Origin of the sequence: Acinetobacter sp. YH1901134, from assembly GCF_013416965.1 — a bacterium.
Taxonomy (GTDB): Bacteria; Pseudomonadota; Gammaproteobacteria; order Pseudomonadales; family Moraxellaceae; genus Acinetobacter; species Acinetobacter amyesii.
On the sequence record NZ_VPEW01000004.1, the window covers coordinates 26,641 to 48,314 of the forward strand.

Annotated in this window: 17 protein-coding genes; 11 read left to right on the forward strand and 6 right to left on the reverse strand. The window is 39.8% G+C overall.

The genetic code is table 11. The annotated features are described in order from the left end of the window. Positions 1–58 precede the first annotated feature (58 nt). The 5 genes from FTV50_RS04050 to FTV50_RS04070 all read right to left on the reverse strand — a co-directional run bounded on the left by FTV50_RS04050 (position 59) and on the right by FTV50_RS04070 (position 5,276). Positions 59–487, reverse strand: coding sequence for a hypothetical protein (locus tag FTV50_RS04050; protein WP_180023587.1), 429 nt, complete (start codon positions 485–487; stop codon positions 59–61). After that, the gene (locus FTV50_RS04055) at positions 484–1,836 is read right to left on the reverse strand and encodes a phosphatase PAP2 family protein (RefSeq protein WP_078193855.1); all 1,353 of its coding nucleotides are present in this window, start codon (positions 1,834–1,836) and stop codon (positions 484–486) included. The genes FTV50_RS04050 and FTV50_RS04055 overlap by 4 nt, the downstream gene beginning before the upstream one ends. 18 nt (positions 1,837–1,854) lie before the next feature. Beyond that, the gene (locus tag FTV50_RS04060; protein ID WP_180023588.1) at positions 1,855–3,609 is read right to left on the reverse strand and encodes a bifunctional alpha/beta hydrolase/class I SAM-dependent methyltransferase; all 1,755 of its coding nucleotides are present in this window, start codon (positions 3,607–3,609) and stop codon (positions 1,855–1,857) included. A gap of 47 nt (positions 3,610–3,656) precedes the next feature. Then, complete coding sequence (locus FTV50_RS04065; RefSeq protein WP_180023589.1) at positions 3,657–4,292, reverse strand: CDP-alcohol phosphatidyltransferase family protein; 636 nt, start codon at positions 4,290–4,292, stop codon at positions 3,657–3,659. Between the two features lie 90 nt (positions 4,293–4,382). Beyond that, positions 4,383–5,276, reverse strand: a complete 894-nt coding sequence (locus FTV50_RS04070) for an acyl-CoA thioesterase II (RefSeq protein WP_180023590.1) — start codon at positions 5,274–5,276, stop codon at positions 4,383–4,385. 153 nt (positions 5,277–5,429) lie between these two features. On the opposite strand from FTV50_RS04070, the gene ybaK reads away from it, so the two are divergent. Continuing rightward, complete coding sequence (ybaK, locus tag FTV50_RS04075; RefSeq protein WP_180023982.1) at positions 5,430–5,897, forward strand: Cys-tRNA(Pro) deacylase; 468 nt, start codon at positions 5,430–5,432, stop codon at positions 5,895–5,897. A gap of 349 nt (positions 5,898–6,246) precedes the next feature. Here the strand turns inward: ybaK and FTV50_RS04080 are convergent, their stop codons facing one another. After that, positions 6,247–6,924, reverse strand: coding sequence for a hypothetical protein (locus FTV50_RS04080; protein WP_180023591.1), 678 nt, complete (start codon positions 6,922–6,924; stop codon positions 6,247–6,249). A 462-nt stretch (positions 6,925–7,386) separates the two neighbouring features. Between FTV50_RS04080 and FTV50_RS04085 the strand changes: the two genes are divergently transcribed. From FTV50_RS04085 to mtlD, 10 genes are all read left to right on the forward strand, one after another. After that, positions 7,387–7,656, forward strand: coding sequence for a hypothetical protein (locus tag FTV50_RS04085; protein ID WP_180023592.1), 270 nt, complete (start codon positions 7,387–7,389; stop codon positions 7,654–7,656). A 584-nt stretch (positions 7,657–8,240) separates the two neighbouring features. Next, positions 8,241–10,025, forward strand: coding sequence for an IucA/IucC family siderophore biosynthesis protein (locus tag FTV50_RS04090; protein ID WP_180023593.1), 1,785 nt, complete (start codon positions 8,241–8,243; stop codon positions 10,023–10,025). Further along, on the forward strand, positions 10,018–11,475 hold the full coding sequence (locus FTV50_RS04095; protein ID WP_180023594.1) for a lysine N(6)-hydroxylase/L-ornithine N(5)-oxygenase family protein: 1,458 nt from the start codon (positions 10,018–10,020) through the stop codon (positions 11,473–11,475). The genes FTV50_RS04090 and FTV50_RS04095 overlap by 8 nt, the downstream gene beginning before the upstream one ends. Continuing rightward, positions 11,475–13,310, forward strand: coding sequence for an IucA/IucC family siderophore biosynthesis protein (locus tag FTV50_RS04100; protein ID WP_180023595.1), 1,836 nt, complete (start codon positions 11,475–11,477; stop codon positions 13,308–13,310). The genes FTV50_RS04095 and FTV50_RS04100 overlap by 1 nt, the downstream gene beginning before the upstream one ends. A gap of 54 nt (positions 13,311–13,364) precedes the next feature. Beyond that, positions 13,365–13,997: a GNAT family N-acetyltransferase gene (locus tag FTV50_RS04105; RefSeq protein WP_180023596.1), complete on the forward strand. Its 633-nt coding sequence runs from the start codon at positions 13,365–13,367 to the stop codon at positions 13,995–13,997. Beyond that, the gene (locus FTV50_RS04110; RefSeq protein WP_180023597.1) at positions 13,994–14,386 is read left to right on the forward strand and encodes a hypothetical protein; all 393 of its coding nucleotides are present in this window, start codon (positions 13,994–13,996) and stop codon (positions 14,384–14,386) included. The genes FTV50_RS04105 and FTV50_RS04110 overlap by 4 nt, the downstream gene beginning before the upstream one ends. Further along, entirely contained in the window at positions 14,362–15,633 is a 1,272-nt protein-coding gene (locus FTV50_RS04115; RefSeq protein ID WP_257223869.1) for an MFS transporter, read from the forward strand. The genes FTV50_RS04110 and FTV50_RS04115 overlap by 25 nt, the downstream gene beginning before the upstream one ends. Positions 15,634–15,648: 15 nt before the next feature. Beyond that, entirely contained in the window at positions 15,649–17,916 is a 2,268-nt protein-coding gene (locus FTV50_RS04120; RefSeq protein WP_180023599.1) for a TonB-dependent receptor, read from the forward strand. A 111-nt stretch (positions 17,917–18,027) separates the two neighbouring features. Beyond that, complete coding sequence (locus FTV50_RS04125; protein WP_180023600.1) at positions 18,028–19,248, forward strand: MFS transporter; 1,221 nt, start codon at positions 18,028–18,030, stop codon at positions 19,246–19,248. Positions 19,249–19,483: 235 nt separating this feature from the next. Next, entirely contained in the window at positions 19,484–21,646 is a 2,163-nt protein-coding gene (mtlD, locus tag FTV50_RS04130; RefSeq protein ID WP_180023601.1) for a bifunctional mannitol-1-phosphate dehydrogenase/phosphatase, read from the forward strand. The last annotated feature ends 28 nt before the right edge of the window (positions 21,647–21,674 follow it).

The window sequence follows — 21,674 nt, forward strand, 5'->3', positions numbered from 1 at the left end:
TGAGTGAGCATTCCCTGAAGTGTCTAATGGATTTGGCATAGCTTCAAATTATTGTGAATTATTTATACAGTAAAAATATGCAGATGAATGCGATGTATTGCAAGCAAAGCACAAAGATCTGCCATTTAAATAAAGCCAGACAACCTAACTCACGTAGTTCCCAGGCGCGGCCACATTTATTTGTAGACATTAATTTTAGGTTAATTAAACTTAAGTCCAGCTCTTTGGTGGTTTGTTCAAGGCTTTGGGTTTGGCTGCATTCAGCGACAGTGGCTAAAAGTGCCGAATCAAATTTGATTCTCAAGCTTAAATAATGCTGTATTCCGAGCAAAACTAGACAAATCAATACATATAGCAAATCGAATAGCATCACATTGCCAAACTGGATGATGAGCGAGAGCGTGAGGATCGCTGCTACATAAGCTGAAATGAGCAATCCAGTGGTGGATTGTAACAACTTTGATAGCACCACAAGTTGTAAATTCATGGTGCAAGTCCTTTAAGTTTTAAACGATAAGTATTTAAATGTTTTATTTGCGGTGTTTTAAGCACAACCCAAGGACGGTTATGGCGAATAATTCGTAAAACATCTTCGACTGAATATTCAGGATGTTGTTTCAATAATAATGCGGCAACTACAGCACTACTTCGTGAATATCCCAAAGCACAGAAGACCAAGATGTTTTGTGCTTCATCATTGTTATTAGATTTCAAGAATAGTTCTAAAGACTCTACAGCATTATGTAGCTGATTGGCCTGTAAAGGAATTAGGTCTAAACTCAAGTTTTGGGCATAAGAGCACTTTGGATAAGTGGGCAATTCTGCGCAACAATCGAGTAAAGCATCATATTGTTGCATGACCTGTTTGGACGGATAGCGACCTAAATAAATATAACTCTGATTGATTTTGATGATTTTAGAATCTTCAGGATGGCGATAGGTCCAGATTCGGCTATTGATCCAAGCAAATACAAAGTAGGGCGCGAATAGCATTTTTGCAGCAATGGTCATATCACCATGACTGAGTTTTTGAAAAAAATGCGGTCGATTGAATAAATATGCAAACGAAACTAAAAGCAGACTGCTTGCAGGATAGAGCAGCCAAAGCCACCAACCTTTTGCATGTGCGATTGCGCTACACAATAAGGCAGCAAACAGATAAAGGATGCCGATTTTAATGTGCTTTAAGCTTAGACGACTCTGTATATTTTTAGCCCATGGCGCAGAGCCAGACATTGGGAATAGCCATAAACATAAGGCACCGACCAATAAACCCGTTGGGATATCTATAAAATGGTGCTGCCAAGTGGTTAGAACCGAGAGACCGATCAAAAAGGACCAACCATCTACCAGATATTTTAGCTTGCCTGTGCTATGCCGACGGTAAAAATCCCAAAGTATCACCAGTAGTACAATGTGCAGAGAGGGTGCTTGATTGAACGGTTTATCAAAACCCATCAAGACATCAAACCACAACCCGAAAAAACCTGTGAGTTCGGGGCGTTCAAAGCTAAAGCGTAATGGGAAAAGTAAAAAGCAGCTGATTGAAATGATTTGTGCTGAGAATAGTCGCAATACATGTTGTTTTAATTCAAACTTATTCCAACAAAGTAATAAAGACAAACCATAGAACAGATCAATCGACCAATAAGGCACAATACTCCATGGCCAAAGTGGAATATATTTTTCCCATTCAAAGACGATAACAGGTACAGACGCTAAACCCGCAGCGTATTGGTTGGCAAAACCATAACTTAAGAAGAAAAAAGGTGCCAGAAATGCCAAACACAGTAGGCCGTATTTCCAAGTTCCTGTATCCGTATCCAGTTTATGCATAAGATTGACCATCCAAGCTTAAATTTTTTGTGCAACGGAAACTGTGAAAATACCAAACTCATCAATGACTTGATCGACTTTCTTGAAACCGGCTTGCTCAACCAAGGCATCCATTTCTGCTTGTGAGCGCAAACGCATGACCCATGCATCTCCTTGGCGATGTGAGGTCAGGGCACGGGCGATAAACTCTTGTTGCGGATGCCAAATTTGACCTGTGTAGATGAGATAACCATCTTTCTCAATGGCCTGACTCAAGCCTGATAAGGACTGTCTAAGTAAATCATTATCACTAAATAATTCGTATAAACCTGAGACCACGGCTAGAGTGGGTTTAGGTTCAACACTGGCTAAAGAAGTGGTATCAAATGCATCCGCTTCTACAAATTTGGCAATCTGGCTTAAACCTCTTTGCTCAATCATTGCTTGACCCGCTTGTACATTGATCGAGCTATAGTCTCTAAGCAAGATGGATTCAGGCTGTTGAGGTAGTTTTTGTACAGCATCTAAAATATATCGGCCATGGCCTGCAGCAATATCCATAATCCGTACCGCGTGTTGGGCATCATTTAACTTAGAAGCATATTTCGTTAATAGCGCTTCAATATTTTGTTTTCTAACGCGAATACCACGCCAACCAATCGCATTTAAATATTGTCGATCGATGATTTTACCCAGTGCATTTTGGCTTTCTGATTTATCTCTGTAGACAAAATCTAAGGTACTGCCGGAGTCATATCCTGTCTCTTCACCAATTTTTAAACCCTTGGAAAAGAGACTACCAATTTTAAGATTTTGTTTGGTTAAGCTCCAAAATGCATGTTTTAAAGAATGTTTTGGAAGCGTTGAACTTAAGGTTTCTGCTACAGCACAGCTCGGGCCAATTTTATCGGCATCTAAAAGTTTAGGTGCGGAATAGGGTTGTTTAAAACATTGTTGAATAAAGCGATGGATTTTATCTGTGGCGATTTTGCGATGTTTTTCACCCAAGGTATCATGATAAAAACCATCTAAGACGTGAAATTCCTTCATTGGATGAGGGAGTTTTTGATAAAACGCCAATTGGGGTTTTTGATGCACCACGTAGTCAGATCCCGAACATAAAACCTGTGTAGGAACAAAAATATTTTGTGCATCTTTAACGATTCGATCTGAGGCTGCATATAGCCCCAGCAGCATACGGACCGATATGGCCCGAGCGATTTTCGGGTCAGTGTCATAACTCTGTGCACGTGCAGTATCGTGCGTCAGCATTTTGGCTTTGACATAACTATTAATAAAAAAGTTGCCAGCGAATTTGTTGAGGAGTGTTAAGCCGGGTTTTGCAAAAGGCACATAGAGTTTGATGTCAAATGCAGGCGAGGCAAGGCATAAAGCACGGATTTTAGGGGCATAATCATGCACCCATGTCGCGGCTAAAACAGCGCCAACGCTTTGAGCTACAATTGCTATATTTTCTGATCGGATTTGGTAAGTCTGTTCAATATGCTGAACAAAATATTGAATGTCTTGAACGCATGCGGAAAAACTAGGAGCATCACCACGTTCATCTGGGGTATTGCCGTGACCTCGCGCATCCCAAGCGAAAAAATCAAAATCAGGCAAATTCAATTCATTGACCAAATGCGCCATTCGTCCCGAATGTTCATGGCCACGATGAAATAAGATCACCGCTTTTTTCTTACGGTTGCTTTTTAAACTGCTATTTTCCCAATGTTGATAAAACAAGAATGTTCCATCATGGCTCGTAAAGGTATGCTGAGTATTGTTATACATTGTGTTGTTCTCAAAATAATAAATCGACTGACGATCTAAACTGAAATTTATTGTGGGTTGATAATGCTATTTTTAATGCGGTTATAAATCGTGATAAGTAATAAAAAGATGATAATAATCAAAATACTATTGCAAATAAGAGACAATGTATTTAAACCGAAGTTAAATATAGAAGAAGTCACGATCACGATACAGATGATGCTAAATACAAAAGCACGGTCACTTTTTCCCATTGGACCATCGTAGCGACGTTCTTGACCCACTAATGGCGCCATCACACCTGTATATTCAGCAATTATGGCGAGAAAACAGGTCAAAATTAGCAGTTCGGCTTGAATAAAAGCAAAACAAATTAAACTAAAATAGAGTGCTGAGTCAGAAATCACATCACATAATTCATTATAAAAAGCACCGAGTTTGGATTGTTGGTTGAACTCACGTGCCAGCATGCCATCTATGGCATTGAAGCCCATTCGAATAAGCATCCACACGGGGAAAATCAACAGTAAAATGCCAATACCGTTGTGAGAGAAATAGATATAAATAAAAAATGCCACAGCTAGCGAAATGAACATTGCTAGTAGTGTTACTTGATTTGCTGTAATACCAAGATGATGAAGTGATTTAACCAAAGGTCGAAGCAGGTTTTGAAATGCAGGTTTAAGTTGGTAGATCGAAGGCATATTATTGTTATAGCGGTATGATTTGCATGAATTTTATACGCTTGATGCTTAACTTAACAAGAATTTGAATGTTAAAGATTGTCACAGGCCTCACGATTCGCCTTTATAACGCATTAAATTTTCTTGTGTAGTACTTGCGACTAATTTTCCATCTTGCCACATTTGCCCATGACTAAGCCCACGTGATTGGGAGGTTCGGGTGGTATTCATGTCATAGAAAATCCAATCATCCACCCGAAAGGTATGATGAAAATACATCGAATGATCAAGGCTAGTTGCGAAGAGTTCAGGAGACAGATAATTTAAACCATGTGTTTTGAGCGCCGCAGAATATAAATTATAGTCTGAATAGTATGCTGCAATGGCCTGATGTATATGAAGTTGGTCAAATTGGGCATTTAAGGCATCATGGAGTTTTAAATATTCTGCATATTGATTTTGATTTAAGACAGAAGCTTGACCGGACGGTGGCAAATCTGTCAGCACGTATTCAATTGGTTTAGATATAAGCTGAAAAGGCTGTAAAAATGTGGATAGATATTCAGGTGAAATAGATGATTGGATTTGCGCTTTATAGAATTGCTCTTCTTTGAGCATACTTGGTGGAAACTGTTGGATCAGATCTGGTTCAGGTATTTGATACTCCATACCCGTTTCGTTTTTCATATAGGACAACATCACCATATATATTGGTTTGCCATGCTGTATGGCGGTCACTTGTCGTGTAGAAAAACTATGGCTATCACGTAAATTTTCGACTTTAAATAATACGGGATGATTTGCAAGACCCGCAGAAATAAAGTTGGCATGTAAAGAGTGGAGTGGGAGTGTGCAGGTAAAGGATGCACTGACTATGCTCTGAGCAAGTAATTGTCCACCAAAAATATGGTCACCAAACAGAGGTTTACTTTGCGCTAAAAAGTAGCCCTGATCTTTGGGTACTACAGATAATAATTGGATGAGGTCTTGAGTCAGCGTTGTCATATTTTTTAAAATTTTTGCTTTGTTTAAATGTATTTAACTCAAACTTATTACACAAGTCGTTTTCATGAAAAATATAAAAGTCTTCGCCGGTCTTTCGAGAATAGGCTTATAATCGAGTTTTCTTAGTTGTCCGAATGGAATGACGAAAAAGCAATGACACCTGCATGTAAACTCTTAAAATCTAATAAAATCGACTTTACAATTCATGAATATGACCATGACCCAGAAGCAAAAAGTTTTGGTTTGGAAGCTGCGGAAAAACTTGGTTTAACGGTCGAAGAAGTCTTTAAAACCTTGATGGTTACGGACGATAAAAATTACTTTGTTGCCGTATTGCCAGTTGAATATCAGCTAAATTTGAAAAAAGTAGCCACAGCATTTGGCTGTAAAAAACTCAAAATGGCTGACCCAAAAGATGCAGAGCGTTTAACCGGTTATTTGGTTGGTGGTATTAGTCCAGTTGGACAGAAAAAACGCTTAAAAACTGTGATCGATGCTTCTGCACAGCACTTAGCTAAAATCTATGTGAGTGGCGGTAAGCGTGGTTTGGATATTGGTTTAAAACCCGAAGATTTAGCAAAAGTTTTGGGCGCAAACTTTGCTGATGTGATTGATGTTTAATTACTGTTTATGACTACTTAAATTTAAGTGAATTTAGAGGGAATACCTCCCACTTATAATCTATAAAATAACAGAAGCCGCATTGAGCGGCTTTTTGCTTGATGACGCATCAAGTGTCACGGATTTATTGGACATGGTGCAGCTTTTTATATTCGATATACAGGGTACTAAATTTAGGATTGTAGGCTAAATTTGATTATTAGTAGGTACATTTATGGTGCTTCTTGAATTGATATGAGAAATACCGAGCGCGCAGAAATTGATGCCAGATTTGACGTGAAATGAGGGTTGGCAGCTTTGCATATATATTAATAATGTTGTAAACCAACCATGGGCTGGTTTTTTTGCATTACATTTGGAATTTGTAATTATTTAAGATAGATTTTCTACCGTCAGGAATAGTTTCTATTTCATAGAGCGACTCATAAATTGCTTTGTCTTCTGGAGATTTTTTTGAGTCCACAAGCTGCTTTAATTTAGATTTATATTCTGTTTTACCTGTATGAAGTAAACTCGCATAGTAAGCCCATTCTGTTTGATCGTAATATGGATCATTTTGGGGCATTTTATCTAACTGTTTTTTATATAAATTAGCATTGTATAAATAACAGTCTTCAATATCCTTTTTTGGTTTGTTTAAAACTTCAATGAGTAAACATTGAAAATTTTTCATATTGGTTGTTTCTTTTTTTTCTAAAATTCTATTTGTAATAGCAAGGGCTTCTTCATAATTGCCAAGACGTATATTGATGTTTAGTAAAAGGTTATTTCGTTCATTCTCTGAGTTAATTTTAGAAATTTTAGGTAGAATTTTTTTGAGCTTTTGATTGGTTTTTTGAGGGTCCAACACACTTTGAGATTGAATTAGTATCTGATTATATTCATTGATGATTTCTTTACTTTCTGGAGAAAGCTCAGCATCAACTCTAGTTGCTGAACTTTGTGCAGGAGGGGCTATTTCACTTGAATTACCACAAGCTGAAAGTGGAAGGATTGATAGTAATAATGGAAATATTATTTGTTTCATTAGTTTACACGCTTAGCTGCTGAATTTAGTTAAAAAGTATATTTCTTATATGGCGGAATACGGGTTACGTATCCCACACTATCTGCTGGTTTCACTGCGTATCCTAATGTTAATTCAACCTTAACGAGATGTAATTTTGGCTCTGGTAAAGTGATATTGCAACTTCCAAGTGGTGCTTTCTTTTTATCTGTATCCAACCATTGGAAGTAGTTATAAGCTCATCTGGAAACAGGTGGGCTTTTTTGTTATTTCCGTTTTAGCTTTGAATAACGAAAATGTATGTAGTCGCAGAAGTAGAATTTAGTAAAACTTCATGTTAGAGGTTAATTCATTAACAGTGCTTAATTATATTTAAATGTAAAAATACCTATAAAAAATAGGTATTTAAAATCAGACTAAAACAGTTGTATTTTAATTTAAAAGCTGTAATTTGAAAGAGCGATCTAATAAAGAGACAACAAAATGCCTTATTCAAATACTAAAGCGATTATTGAGCAAATCTATAATTTTGTATTAGAAAAACATGGTTTAGCTTCTAAAAGTCGATTTATGCAGTTATCGATCTTCTTTAGAGAATTGCATGAAGGGGATGAGTCAAAATTTACCGCAGATAGGTCTTTTTATTACAAAGGAATCTTTAATAACAGAGAAAAAAGTATATTTGCGAATGCTGCGCCAGACTTTTTTGATAAGCACAAATTTTTGGATTGGGTTGTTAAATCAATTGATTGATTTCAACCAAATCGTTGGAGTACATAATTCATGCTGTATAACCAGTCTGAATAGAAGATAAAGAGCAGAAATCAGTAGGTGTTTGTTATGAAATACATGCTAATTGGCAATAAGGATGTATGGCCAGTATGGTGTTAGTAAAGTCTTCAATGATTAAAATTTAACTGCACATTTCGTTCCTTGATTTAAATAAAAGCTTGGTTAAAAGCAGAATATAAAAACCCATGTAAAAGACATGGGTTTTTAGTTTAAGTTGCACAATGTGATAATTTGGCTAAAAAATAAGCAATATGATTTATTTGTTCAATGCTAAATGAGAAAATTATCATTTAGTTCCATTTCAGAAAATTGTATAAATAAAAACAGAAAAGTTCATATTAAAAAAATTAATTTTTAAATACATAGAGATAAGACCAAATTTGCAATCCTGTAGCAAATTTTCACAAAAATGCAATTATTAACAATAATGATTATCATTAACATGGTTTCACGCTGGCCAGCGTACTAAGCATTATTTGCACAGTTAAAGAAACATAATTACATGACAAAGCTTGGAAAAGCTTAAAAATAGAGGATATGGTCAGATGAAAGAGCTTGCTAATCGCTTGGCGATGCAGCATCTTGTCAATGCATACTCACAAGAAACCGGTAAAGGTATTTTACTGGAAAAGTATCAACAGAATTCATCACAATTGACGTTTAGCCAAGGCTTGACGTTGTTATGCATCCCTTTAGATTGCATACAATCACAGTTATTTGTACCACTATCTTATGTCAGCCTTGTTGGTAGACATCGTCTTGCAGATATCCCATACGTTTTTAATAAAGGACAGAAACAGTTATTTAGTATCACCGCGATCGCGAGCTTATTACTTGAACAGCTCGTACAAGAGTCAGGTCATACACTGGATGCTTCATCATTATTGGAGCGTTGGATCGAAAGTCGTGAAGCGCTTACTCAATTTTTGACACTACGTGAACATGATTTTGAGGCTTTAGTCCAAGCGGAACAAAGTTTCATTGAATCGGAACAAGCTTTAATTTTAGGGCACAGCATGCATCCTGCACCGAAAAGTCGGGTCGGTTTTGTGCATGAAGATTGGGAAAGGTATTCGCCAGAAGCCAAAGGTCTAAGCCAACTGCATTATTGGTTGGTAGCTCCAGAATATATTCAAGAAGGTTCAGCTTTAGATCAAGCTGTATCAGCGCAATTGAAAAGCGAATTGCAATGGCATTTATCAGAAACTGATCAAGCACTACTGAATGCCTATTCACATTATAAGTTATTGCCTTTGCATCCTTGGCAAGCACGTTATTTACAGTCAAAAGCATGGTTTAAAAACTTAAAAACCAAATTAAAAATTATCGATTTTGGCGAGAAAGGTTGGGCATTTTCACCAACAACTTCGGTACGCACTATGGCAAGTTTTGCAGCGCCGTGGATGTTGAAACCATCACTATCTGTAATGATCACCAATTCAATCCGAGTTAATCTTGCCAAAGAATGCCACCGTGGTGAAATGACCCATCGACTTTGGCATTCAAGTCTCGGTGAACGTATTTTAAAACAATGCCCAACGCTCAAAGCGGTGAATGATCCTGCTTGGATGGCATTGAGCATAGATGATGAAATCGTCGAAGAAACTATTTGCATCTTCCGTGATCAGCCTTTTAGTGAAAAGCAGCAGGTGAGTTGTATTGCATCATTATGCCAAGATCATCCTGCACAGCCGAAAAACCGTTTTAATGCCTTATTTGAACAAATAGCAAAACAACAACCTGAACTTGATCAAAGCGCTATTGCGATCAATTGGTTTAAACAATTTTTGGCAATTAGTCTGAAACCACTGATGTATTTGTACCATCAATACGGAATGGCTTTTGAATCACATCAGCAAAATGTTTTACTTGAGCTTGAACATGCAATGCCTAAATATCTATGGCTGCGCGACAATCAAGGCTTTTACTATATTGAAGAACTTGCAGGTGAAGTTTTAACCGCGTTTCCAGAGTTGCAAGAAAAAGCGCATGCCGTGGGTTCCAAAGCCTTTGTCGATGAGCGCTTTAGCTATTATTTCTTTGGTAATACTTTATTCGGCATCATCAATGCAATTGGTGCAACTGGATATGTCACAGAACAAGTGTTGATATCGATATTGCAAAATGAACTGTTGGCCTTGCATCAGGCTTATCCAGAAAGTTCATTGATTCATTCATTACTGTATCAGCCGACCTTGCCGTATAAGGGCAATCTGTTGACACGCTTGTATGAGCTGGATGAATTGATTGCCCCAGTCGATCAGCAATCGGTTTATATACAGTTGCCAAATCCTTTATGTGTGGAACAGAAGGATGTGCAATATGCTTGATTTTATTGGGATAGGCTTAGGGCCATTTAACCTCAGTTTGGCGAGTTTGCTACATAAGCAAAATCATTTGCAGTATCAATTTTTTGAAAAGAAACCACAGTTCGACTGGCATGCGGGTATGCAATTGCCCAATACAGTACTGCAAGTGCCGTTTATGGCCGATCTAGTTTCCATGGTCGATCCAACCAGTCCTTTTAGTTTTTTAAATTACTTAAAGTCGCAGCAGCGTTTATACAAATTCTATTTTTTAGAACAAGCTCAGATTCCTAGACGTGAATATAATCATTATTGTCAGTGGGTTGCAGACCAACTAGAGCATATTCAATATCAATCAACCGTAAAAGCCATTTATGCCCAAGAGCAAGGCTTTGAAGTCATGGTTGAACAAGATGGACGTTTTAGACGTTATCAATGCCGAAATTTGGTCATTGGTTCGGGCAATATTCCGCATTTACCACAGTGTCTAAAAGACATTCAACAGCAATATCCAGAGCGTTGCTTACATTCTGCAAATTATTGCAATGCAGCGTTAAATCACTTGAAAGGGAATGTGGTTGTACTGGGATCAGGCCAGTCTTCGGCCGAAGTCTTTATGGATCTGTTTGATCGTCAATATTTGCAGGATCAAACCACAACAGCGCAGTTTAAATTGCATTGGCTGACACGCTCAAATGGGTTTTTCCCAATGGAATATGCACCACTTGGATTGGAGCATTTTAGTCCGGATTATACTACGCATTTTTATCAACTAAGTCCTGAAAATAAAGCCGAACAACTGAAACAACAAGGTTTGTTATATAAGGGCATCAGTGCAAAAACCATCCGTGATATTTACCAAAAACTGTATCACCGGAGTATTGGTCAAAATATTCAACAGACGCATTTACATGCTCAGGTGAGTTTGGTTGCTGCCGAGCCGCATAGTGCGGGCGTCCGTTTGCAGTTTCAGCATAAAGTCACGGCAGAACAATTCTATCTAGATGCGGACTTTGTCGTGGCTTCAACGGGATATCACAGTCCAGAGTGGCAATATCTCAAATATCTAAAACCGCTGATTCAGTGTGATGAATTCGGTCGCTGGAAAATTAGTCAGGACTACCGCGTACAGCATGACGCTGTCGGTGAAATTTTTGTTCAAAATCAGGAAATGCACAGCCACGGTGTCGGGACTCCTGATTTAGGGTTGGGTGCTCACCGTGCAGCAGTCATTGCCAATCAATTATTGGGTTTTAACTTATACGATTTGAGTGATCAAGCTCAAAGTTTCCAACATTTTTCACCCAGTGATAATGCTGAAATGCACAGTATGGGCATTTTGAAGAAATCAGCGCCAACCAATATCCAAAGACCTTTATCCGTTAAAAAAACCATTGCCAACTATGCAATGAACCGCAATACGACCATGCCGAATAAGCAAGAACAGAATACGGTTAAACTCGAGGAATTATAATGACATTTGCAAAATTAAAGATAGATCAAACGCAGTGGCGCCGTGCAGGGCAAAGACTGATTGAAATGGCGATTGCTGAATTTTTATATGAAGAAATTATTCAGATTCAGCCAGTGGAAAATAACACTTGGCAACTTAAACTAGATGACAAAACGTATCAATTTGAAGCGACTCAGTTTCTGCTTGGGCATTGGCATATTGTTGAAGGGAGTGTTCGAGATTTAAGTGAATCGACAACAGAGCCTGCATGGAATCTGCATGAATTTATTCGTGCTTTTTCAAATCAAGCTGAGGTGAAACCATTTACCAAGGCCTATTTGATTAAAGAAATGAACAATACATGGTTAGCAGAAGCCCATGTTTTTGATGAGCAAAGATTGCTGAGTCATGCTGTCTTGTCAGCGCCACACTATCAAATTGAAGGCATGTTACGTGGACACCCATGGCTTATTATGAGTAAAGGCCGTATGGGCTTTGGCTATGATGATTATTTAAGCTCAGCACCAGAGATTTCTCCAACGGTTAAAGTTCTGTGGTTAGCTGTTCATCGTGATTTAGCTAAGTTTCGTTCTACCGAGGCTTGGGATGCGCAAAGCTTATATCGCCATGAATTGAATTCTGCGCAATTACACGATTTTCAACAGCAATTAGCGGACAATGCCTTAGATGCTGCTGAGTATTTCTTTATTCCTGTACATGCGTGGCAATGGCATCAGTGGTTAATCCCCACCTATGCCAATGAAATCGTCGATCAGCGCATTGTAGAGCTGGACATTGGACAAGATGACTATGTGCCAATGCAATCCATTCGTACCTTATGCAATACCAGTCATCCTGAACGTCATTATGTGAAGTTACCTGTCAGTATCTTTAATACGGCGGTCTATCGAGGTTTGCCTTCAAAACGAAATTTAGCTGCACCTGCGGTGACCGCTTGGCTGAAGGACATTCAATATCATGATGTAGACCTGCAAAAAACACAGGTAGCATTTTTGGGTGAAGTTGCAAGTTTAACTTTGCAACAGCCATGTTTTGATCAGATAGACGGTGCGCCTTACCAATTTAAAGAATTGTTTGGGTGCTTATGGCGTGAAAGTGTAGAGCCATGTATTGGTGAACATGAGATGGCACTTTCCCAAGCCGCATTGTTACATCGAGACATAAACGGTCAATCTATTTTATCCGTGTTGATTCAGGCTTCAGGTTTGACGCCTTTGCAATGGCTGAAGCGTTTTGCTGAAGTCTGCGTAACACCACTACTGATTTGCTTATACAAATATGGTTTAGCGTTTTCTCCGCACGGTGAAAACACCATGTTGATCCATGAAAATGGCTTACCGAAAAAAATGGTGCTGAAGGACTTTATTGATGATGTCAATTTAGTTGATGAAGATTTTCCAGAACTCGAAAATTTACCACCCGAAGGGCAAATTTTACTGCGCCATCCTGCTGAAGAACTTAGTCACTTTATCTTTACAGGTTTATTCATGGTGCATTACCGCTATATCTGTAATGTCTTCCTTGAAGATTATCCAGAGCATACAGAACTTGAGTTTTGGCAAACCATCTCCAGCGTGATCGACGAATTTCATCAAGCACATCCTGAATTGGCAGATCGTATTGAAAAATTCAGTATGTTCCGTCCAAATTTCGAGAAAATTTGTCTGAACCGCGTTCGGCTGTTTACCACCAGTTATAACGACGAAGCAGAACGACCAGTACCTGTATTTTTAGATCCAATTGCAAATCCTGTGAGTCCAAGCACTTTAAATCAGTGGGCGAAACAACAGCATACCGCCGAACAGAAAACGACAACCAACCGTATTGCGTCATAAGCAGATTTTTGAGCTAAGAACAGAAAAGATTAAATAAATTTAAAGGACGACATCATGACAACGTTATCACGACAACTACCTGATTTTTATGAATACTATGAGAATGAGACGCAATACTACTTACGACAAATGCAATATCCAGAAGATATGGCTTTGGTTCATAAATGGATGCATGAACCGCATGTGATTCCACAGTGGCAACTCAATAAGTCAGAAACTGAACTAAAAGTGTATTACGAAAAAATGCTGGCAGATGATCATCACCGAATTTTGATCGTAGGGGTAAACGGTAAAGATGTGGGCTACACAGAGATTTACGAGGGAAAACGGGATCGATTAGGTTTGTACTACGACGGTGACGAGCTAGATCTAGGTTGGCATTTGTTATTTGGTGAAAAGTCCGTTTTTGGTAAAGGCTATTTACGTCCCGTCATGCGTTTATTGAGTTTTTATATCTTTGAAAATGCCGCCTCAGCCAAGATTGTGGGAGAGCCTGATCATAGTGTGAAGCCTTATGCCGTCGTAGTTGAAGACATGTGCTATGAAGCGCAGCGCCTAATCCCAATGCCTGAAAAGACTGCCATGTTGTATTACTGCTTTAGAGAAACTTTTTATGCAAAATTCGGTCATTACTTAAAAGACTCCAAGGCATTTCAGCATCAGCAACTAGCTAAGGCGGTGTCATGAGTTATCGCTGCACCCACATGCACATACTGGACATGCGCTTTTCAGCGCATGTTTCAGTGGAAGAGTTTGAACAATGGTTGACTCAAGTTGAGCGCTTTTTTCTGAAAAGTCAGCCCTTTGTTTTGGTTATGCAAACGGCTGGGGGAACAACTTTTCCTGAAGAATATCGGCAAATACAGGCCGTTTGGTACAAGAAGTTTAAACATCTCTTTTTTCAATATTGTTTGGGTCTGGTGCGTATTGCGCAAGATCCAGATGACTTCAAACGTTTAAACACACCCGCACTGCATGCAGCGTGGCGTGTACCTTATTACGTTTCATTAGAACAGTCTGATGCGCTGCAATGGGCAGTGCAGAGGTGGATATGCAACAACACTCAAGAAAATTAAATCATGCAATTTCACCATCTCAAATTTCAGTCCTGAGTTTGAGCGTCGTGATCATTTTGTACTTAGCACATGCATTACCTTTGTATTTTTACAATGTAGCTTTGCCTGCCATTTTACGACATCAAGGGGTAGATTTACGTTGGATTGGCATGTTATCGCTGCTTTACATTCCATGGGCATTCAAGTTTTTTTGGGCGCCTTGGATCGATCAGCTCTATGTCAAAAAACTCGGTAAACGTAAAACATGGCTGTTGTTTACGCAAATCGCATTGGTACTGGGGGTACTGGTTTTAGCCTTTACGCAGTTTTCTTATGGGCTGACTTTATTTGTCATTGTTGGTTTATGGATTTCAACGTTTGCGGCAACGCAAGATATTGCGATTGATGGTTATACCGTAGAGAAATTTACCGAAGGCAATTACCGTCTGGGCAGTATGGCACAAAGTATTGGGGTGGCCGTCGGTAGTATGCTCGGTGGCGCTGCGACTTTATGGATTTACCAATATTGGGGTTGGCAGTCAGCGCTCACAACTTTAGCGCTGCTGACATTTTTAACCATGTTTGCTGTGTTTTTTATTCAAGAAGAACCAGAAACTCAACTTGCCAAAGCCAAACCAAGCCTACGACAAGCGTTTAAACGACCTGAGATTCGTTGGGCCTTGCTGCTCATTGTTTGTTATCGCGTGGTGGAAGCACCCGCTATGGCAATGCTAAATCCCATGTTGATCGATCAAAAATGGTCACTGTCTCAGATCGGGGTGTTGATGTCTGTGGTCGGTGCCGGTGTCGGCCTGATTGCAGCTGTTAGTGCAGCTGTATTGCTGAAAAAAATCAAAGCGACGCAATTGTTGGTCTGGGCAGGATGGTTACGTACATTGCTATATGCCGTCATTGGGGCAGCCGTTGTATTGGGATGGTTGAATCAATGGCATCTGCTTTTAGGTGTATTTGTCGTGTTGATGCTAGCCATTCGTTATATCGCCATGACATCACTCTATGCTTATTTCATGCAGACCAGTTCTAAAGAACAGGCGGGTACCGATTTCACTATATTAGTTTGCTTTGAATTGCTTGTGTACTTCATTGGCGGCGCATTTTCAGGTTTTCTCGCAAAATCATTAGGCTATGGACATTTTTACTTGGTATTGGCAATCGGCTCAGTAATCAGTGTCTTACTTAGTCAACGCATTGTTTTAAAAACACAAAATTTAAAAACTCAAACTCTTCCGACTCAATCGGAACTCTAAGAAATGGAAAAGAATATGAAACGTTTAGCTCTACCGATGCAACTGACTTGTCTCAGCTTAGCAATTTGCACTCAGCTTTATGCGCAAGACGTCACGACAGACACTGCACAAAATACAGCAGTTGAAACACAAACTACAGAAGCTACTAAAATGGCACCGATTGTTGTGACGGCAACCCGTTCTGCGAAAAGCATTGCCGATATTGCGGGTACGGTGTATAGCATTCCTAAAGAAGAAATTGAAAAACAAGCCAATGCAGGTAAAAGCACAGCCGATATTGTCGGTTTATTGGTGCCATCACTGACTCCATCGAGTGGTACAACGTCTAACTATGGGATGACCATGCGTGGACGTGTGGTGCAATACATGATCGATGGTGTGCCGCAAACGGGATATCGTGATGGATCTCGACAACTAGCGAGTATTAGCCCGTCGATGATTGAACGAATTGAAGTGGTCTCAGGTGCAAGTAGTATTTATGGTTCAGGTGCGACAGGCGGTATTATCAATATCATCACCAAACGAGGTGGACCTGAGCCGCTGAGTTTTGAAACAAAAGTCGGTGTCACTTCTGGTAATAACTTTAAGTCCGATGCGTTAGCTTATGAAGCTGCTCAAACCATGAACTTTAATCAAGGCAATTTACGCGGAACTTTAGGTGCTAGCTATACCAAACGTGGTGAAATACAAGATAGCCATGGCAATCGTATTGGGCCTGAGATTGCGCAAACAGACCGTCAAGATACCGACACCTTAGATCTAAATGGTCGTGTCAGTTGGAAAATTGCCGATGGTCAAACGCTGAGTTTCGGTGCGCAATATTATAATGATGAGCAAGATAGTGATTATGGACCTGACTATGGTCCAAATTTAAATGCGCTGCGCTCACAGCCCGTGGGTGGCAAGCTGCCGTTGTCTTTAAATGCGGTAAAAGGCTTACAACTTGCCGAACAACCACAAACTGAACGTTATAGCGTCAACGCACAATATGAAAATCAAGATATTTTAGGCCACCGTCTAAATGCTGAAACCTATTATCGAAATGAAAAAGCACGGTGGTTCCCATCTGCACGTCAAATGGCACCTGAACTCTTCTTGGTGTATCAGTCAGAAACCGATATCGATGTTTTAGGCGCGCGTGTTGCTCTACAAAAAGATCTTAACTTAAATGGTCGTGAACTGGGGCTAACCTATGGTGTGGACTATGAAAATGAAAAAGATCAACAAAATATCCAAATGTATGACAGTGCTACATTTATTCAAAGTAATGGTCTGAGTTATCAGCCGTTTAACTATTATGCCTTTGGCCCAGATGTTGAAACAGAAAAACTTGGCGTATTTGCCCAAGCGCAATATGAATTAACCGACCGTCTTGGCTTACAGGCCGGCATTCGCCATGAGCGGGTAGAGAGTGATGTCGATTCATCTGTGCCTTATATGGAAGCCATTACTGCAGATTTAACCCCAGGTTATGTGGCGAAAACGCTGAATGGCGGTAAAGTAAAACATGATGCAACGCTGTTTAATGTTGGCGCGGTGTATCACTTAACAGATGCACAGCAAGTGTTTGCTAATTTCTCACAAGGTTCAAACTTGCCCGATGTGCAACGTATGCTGCGTGATGTGCCTGCAAATTCTGTGATTAATAGCCAAACCATTGACCCGATTAAAGTCAATAACTATGAACTCGGTTGGCGTGTACAAAATGCCGGTGGTTTAAATGCAGGAGTGACGGCTTTTTATAATGACTCAGATAAAAGCCTGAAATTTGGTGCGCCGAATTACACCATTGATGTTATTGATACCGATGAACGTATCTATGGTGTCGAAGCCAATGCCAGTTATGAAGTTCAACCGAATTGGACAGTTGGGGGCACAGTTGCATATACCACGGGCCAATTTAAAAATACCCAAGGTGACTGGCAAGAGTTGGATGCTATTCGTGTAGCACCTTTAAAAGGTACAGCATTTTCAGAGTGGCAATTTGATAATGACATGAGCCTACGTGTTCAAGCTTTAGCGATTGGCGGTACTGACAAAGCCCAAAAAGACGCTGTGAAATATGGATCTGCTCCAGCAGCGGCAATTAAAGGCTTTGCAACGATGGACGTGATTGCCAATGCAAAAGTAGGACCGGGTAATGTGGGCTTTGGTGTATACAACGTGTGGAATACGGATTATAAGTCGGTATACAGCCAGTCGGTTGAAACTGTCTATGGCCCAATTTCTAGCCTAGCGGCTCAAGGTCGCACCTACGGTTTAAGTTATACGGTGAAATACTAATTTAAATCCTGAATCAGGTTTAAAGCACGGTATCGTGACTTACAAAATAGAGGTGGCTTAAGTCACCTCTATTGTTTATAACGTAGCCATTAAAAATGGATAACAAAAATAATGGATCGAAATAACAAACTGTTTATTGCTGCCAGTCTTGCCAATGGTGCAAGTTTCTCGATGATATTGCCGCTGTTGGCGCCATTGGTTCGAGAGTTAAAGCTTTCTGAACTACAAGGCGGAGCAATGGTTTCCGTCGGTGCGCTGCTGATGGCTATCGGTGCGATTTACATTTCAAAAAATCAATCCAAGTTTTCGATTTATCAACTCTTGAGTATCGGTTTTGTGGGCATGGCTGTGACATGGGGGCTATTTACTGCAGTGTTGATGTATGGCCTTTCTGTTCAGATAGGGATGTTGCTGTTGTTTAGTTTACTAATGCTTTCACGTGCAGCCACTGGGGTATTTATGGCGATGCCACAGATTGCCTTGCAAACTTATGTGATGACCCGATTTAGCAATGAGCAGCAGCGTTCACAAGCGATGTCAAAATTTGGCGCATTAAACAGTGCAGGCGTAATCATAGGGCCATTTCTAACAACTTTGCTACTGGGTTTTGGTGGAATCATGACGCCGCTTTGGGCTGCAATCATTATTTTAGCGTTGATTTCTGTGGTCTTGGTGTTCAGCTTTGACCGACATACCGAACAGCATAGTGTTGAAAAGCCAGTGACAGCTAAGGATGAGATACAATCTACGGATTTGAGCATTCAGCAATGCTATCCATGGTTAATGTTGGGATTCAGTCTCTATCTTGCCATCGTGACCGTAAATTTAACGGCCGGGTTTTATATACAAGACCGCTTTAATATGACTGCTGCAGAAGGCGCAGTGCATTTTGCAGAGTGTTCTCTCGTCGTGGGTATCGCTTTGGTGGTTATGCAAACGCTGATTTCTAAGTATTTAAATTGGTCCGTATATCGCTTACTGTGGGTTGGGCTGTTTAGCATGGTAGCAGCCTTGCTGATTTCGGTTTTCACCAATGAATTACGGATATTTCAAGCTACATATCTTTTATATGGTATATCGGTTGCATGTTTAATCCCTGCATTTACAACGGGTGCAGCGCAAACGGCGCCCAGTGCGTTACAGACCAAGGTGGCAAGTTGGTGTACAGCCACTCAGGCTTTGAGCTTTGTTGTTGGGCCATTGATTAGTACGGGTTTATACCAGTGGCACAAAGAATTTCCGTATTATTTTTTATTTTTAGTGATGCTTGGTTTAATCGTATTCTTTTTATTTCAAACCAAAATTCAAACCGTGAAGCGAGTAACTGAGTGAAATATGCAGAGACTTGTATACTTACTTCAATAGGTCGGTGTGAAGATAGGACTATCCTGACAATAGTGGGTTTTGATTACATGATGTTACTTGATCGGTGATTGATTTTACAAAATAGATGTTTAAAGCAAGCACTTTGATTAAAAAATAATCACAATTGTTTCATTAATTCTCAAAGTACTGAATCAATAGTTTTCTCCGTTATTCTTTTCACATAAAAAATAACGGAGGTTAAATGCTTAAATTTAATAATGATTTGGTTCTGGGCGCCATTTTTGATATGGATGGAACAATGTTTGATACTGAACGTTTACGGTTTCAAACATTGAAACAGGCATCTCTTGAATTGACCGGTGTTGAGTTTTCCGAATCATATCTGATGAATTGTTTGGGGCTAAGTGCACAAAGCGCGCATCGATTGGCCCAAGCCGAATATGATGAAAACATTCCATACGCAGATATTCGCAAACGCGCAGATGAATTAGAACTGGAGCATGTTCGCCAGTTTGGTGTACCGATCAAAAAAGGCTTGGTTCAAGTATTAGAACGCTTACGCAAGTCAGGACTACGGATGGCCGTAGCAACATCGAGTCGCCGAGCAATCGCAGAAGAATATCTCATCAATGCCAATGTGTATAAGTTCTTTGATGTCTTGGTTTGCGGTGATGAAGTTGAAAATGGTAAGCCACATCCTGAAATATTTATGCGTGCTGCCGCAAAGCTGAATTTAAATCCTGCTGATTGTTTGATGTTTGAAGACTCGGAAAATGGTGTGACTTCGGCCTTTGACGCTGGCGGTATTACCGTACTGTTTAAAGATATTAAATCGCCCAATCAAAACATGCTGTCCAAAGCCAAATATTATTATGAATGTATGTATGACTGTTTGACGGAACTTGACCCGTTCACTGCGCATTTAGAGATGCCGCATGTGCAAGAGGCTTTTCCACAAACACTCAATCAACTCACAGTCGGTATTCATGGTTTTGGGGCGATTGGTGGTGGTTATTTAGCACAAATTTTGTCGCATTGGGATGGTTATACTCGCCCGAAAAAAATTTATGCATCGACTCGTAACCCTTTATATCGCTCTGCGGTCAATGCATTTGGTACCTATTGTATTCGCTATGGTCAATTGTCTTATGACGAACGCATTGAAAACATGGCAGTCATTGATGCTGAAAATATTCAGCAGATGCAAGAGATGTACACAGAGTCAAGTTTGGTTGCCATCTGTTTGCCTGAAAAAGCGATTGCAGAAGAGGCCAAAACCATTGCACAAGGCCTGTATGCACGACATATTGCACATGATGAGAAAGCCATCGAACCTCTAACGATGCTGATCATTTTGAACAAAGTCGGAGCAAAACATTTATTAATGACACATTTAAAACAGGCTTTAACTGAGCTTGCAGGGGCGATCGTTGCTGAGAAAATCATGCAACAGCACTATTTTTGCGACACCGTGGTCAACCGCATGGTATCAAAGTTAAGTGACCAAAACTTATATCGTCAGCTCCGTATAAAATATAATATTTTCAAACAATTTCAATTAGATGAAGTTGAAGTGGATGCTCAATTAGACTTAGAAGATGCGACGAAATTAAATCCTGATCAGGAACGTCAAGCCACTTTATATGTTGAGGATATGCGCCGAAATTTCCACCCAAGTCATATATTGCAAAGCATGGATTTAATTTTATTTAACGCAGAATCTGACATGCCGATCTATGTAGAAAATAACAGTCCTTTGTTAGAAAAAATGCGTCAAATGATTTTGGTCGATCATATTGAAGATATTCAGCTAATCAAAAATCGCTTATGGAATGGCGTACATGCCATGTTGGCTTGGCAATCTGCACTGTTCAATCATCAAACCATAGGTGTGGCACTTGCAGATCATCGTGTTGATCAATTTATGCATGAACTCATTGACGAGGTGCAGGCTGGTTTAGCACGATGCTTACCTAATCGTGCTTTTGATTTAACACGACTGGCAGAAAGCTTTATAAACTCTTGTGAACATGCGTATAAAGACCCATGTGCGCGTGTGGCACGAGATCCTTTACGTAAACTTGCAATTAATGAACGAGTGTTGGGCTCGTTGGCGACCAATGTGAAATATGGACTGGAGACAACACATCTACAACAAGGGATTGTCTATGGTTTGATGTATGCCGTGAGTGTAAATCAATGTTCGATGGATCAGGCTATCAACTTTATCCGGCTGCAATTTTCAGAACTGAAAAAGACCAACGAGCTTGAACAACTGGAACGTATTGAACAGATTGAGGCCAATGTAATGACGCAATTGCAGCATTTTTCTGATCAGTCCACAAAGCCGTTTACATCTTTGAAAAACCATGCTGTAACGCAAGATCAGAAAGATACTGCGTAATTTGCCTAAAATATAATGCTTATCTGTG

Coding starts and splice junctions, on each gene's coding strand:
- FTV50_RS04060 (WP_180023588.1), bottom strand. CDS start 3,609: ATGTATAACAATACTCAGCATACCTTTACGAGCCATGATGGAACATTC.
- FTV50_RS04095 (WP_180023594.1), top strand. CDS start 10,018: ATGCTTGATTTTATTGGGATAGGCTTAGGGCCATTTAACCTCAGTTTG.
- FTV50_RS04125 (WP_180023600.1), top strand. CDS start 18,028: ATGGATCGAAATAACAAACTGTTTATTGCTGCCAGTCTTGCCAATGGT.
- FTV50_RS04115 (WP_257223869.1), top strand. CDS start 14,362: ATGCAACAACACTCAAGAAAATTAAATCATGCAATTTCACCATCTCAA.
- mtlD (WP_180023601.1), top strand. CDS start 19,484: ATGCTTAAATTTAATAATGATTTGGTTCTGGGCGCCATTTTTGATATG.
- FTV50_RS04110 (WP_180023597.1), top strand. CDS start 13,994: ATGAGTTATCGCTGCACCCACATGCACATACTGGACATGCGCTTTTCA.
- ybaK (WP_180023982.1), top strand. CDS start 5,430: ATGACACCTGCATGTAAACTCTTAAAATCTAATAAAATCGACTTTACA.
- FTV50_RS04120 (WP_180023599.1), top strand. CDS start 15,649: ATGAAACGTTTAGCTCTACCGATGCAACTGACTTGTCTCAGCTTAGCA.
- FTV50_RS04080 (WP_180023591.1), bottom strand. CDS start 6,924: ATGAAACAAATAATATTTCCATTATTACTATCAATCCTTCCACTTTCA.
- FTV50_RS04100 (WP_180023595.1), top strand. CDS start 11,475: ATGACATTTGCAAAATTAAAGATAGATCAAACGCAGTGGCGCCGTGCA.
- FTV50_RS04065 (WP_180023589.1), bottom strand. CDS start 4,292: ATGCCTTCGATCTACCAACTTAAACCTGCATTTCAAAACCTGCTTCGA.
- FTV50_RS04070 (WP_180023590.1), bottom strand. CDS start 5,276: ATGACAACGCTGACTCAAGACCTCATCCAATTATTATCTGTAGTACCC.
- FTV50_RS04085 (WP_180023592.1), top strand. CDS start 7,387: ATGCCTTATTCAAATACTAAAGCGATTATTGAGCAAATCTATAATTTT.
- FTV50_RS04105 (WP_180023596.1), top strand. CDS start 13,365: ATGACAACGTTATCACGACAACTACCTGATTTTTATGAATACTATGAG.
- FTV50_RS04090 (WP_180023593.1), top strand. CDS start 8,241: ATGAAAGAGCTTGCTAATCGCTTGGCGATGCAGCATCTTGTCAATGCA.
- FTV50_RS04050 (WP_180023587.1), bottom strand. CDS start 487: ATGAATTTACAACTTGTGGTGCTATCAAAGTTGTTACAATCCACCACT.
- FTV50_RS04055 (WP_078193855.1), bottom strand. CDS start 1,836: ATGCATAAACTGGATACGGATACAGGAACTTGGAAATACGGCCTACTG.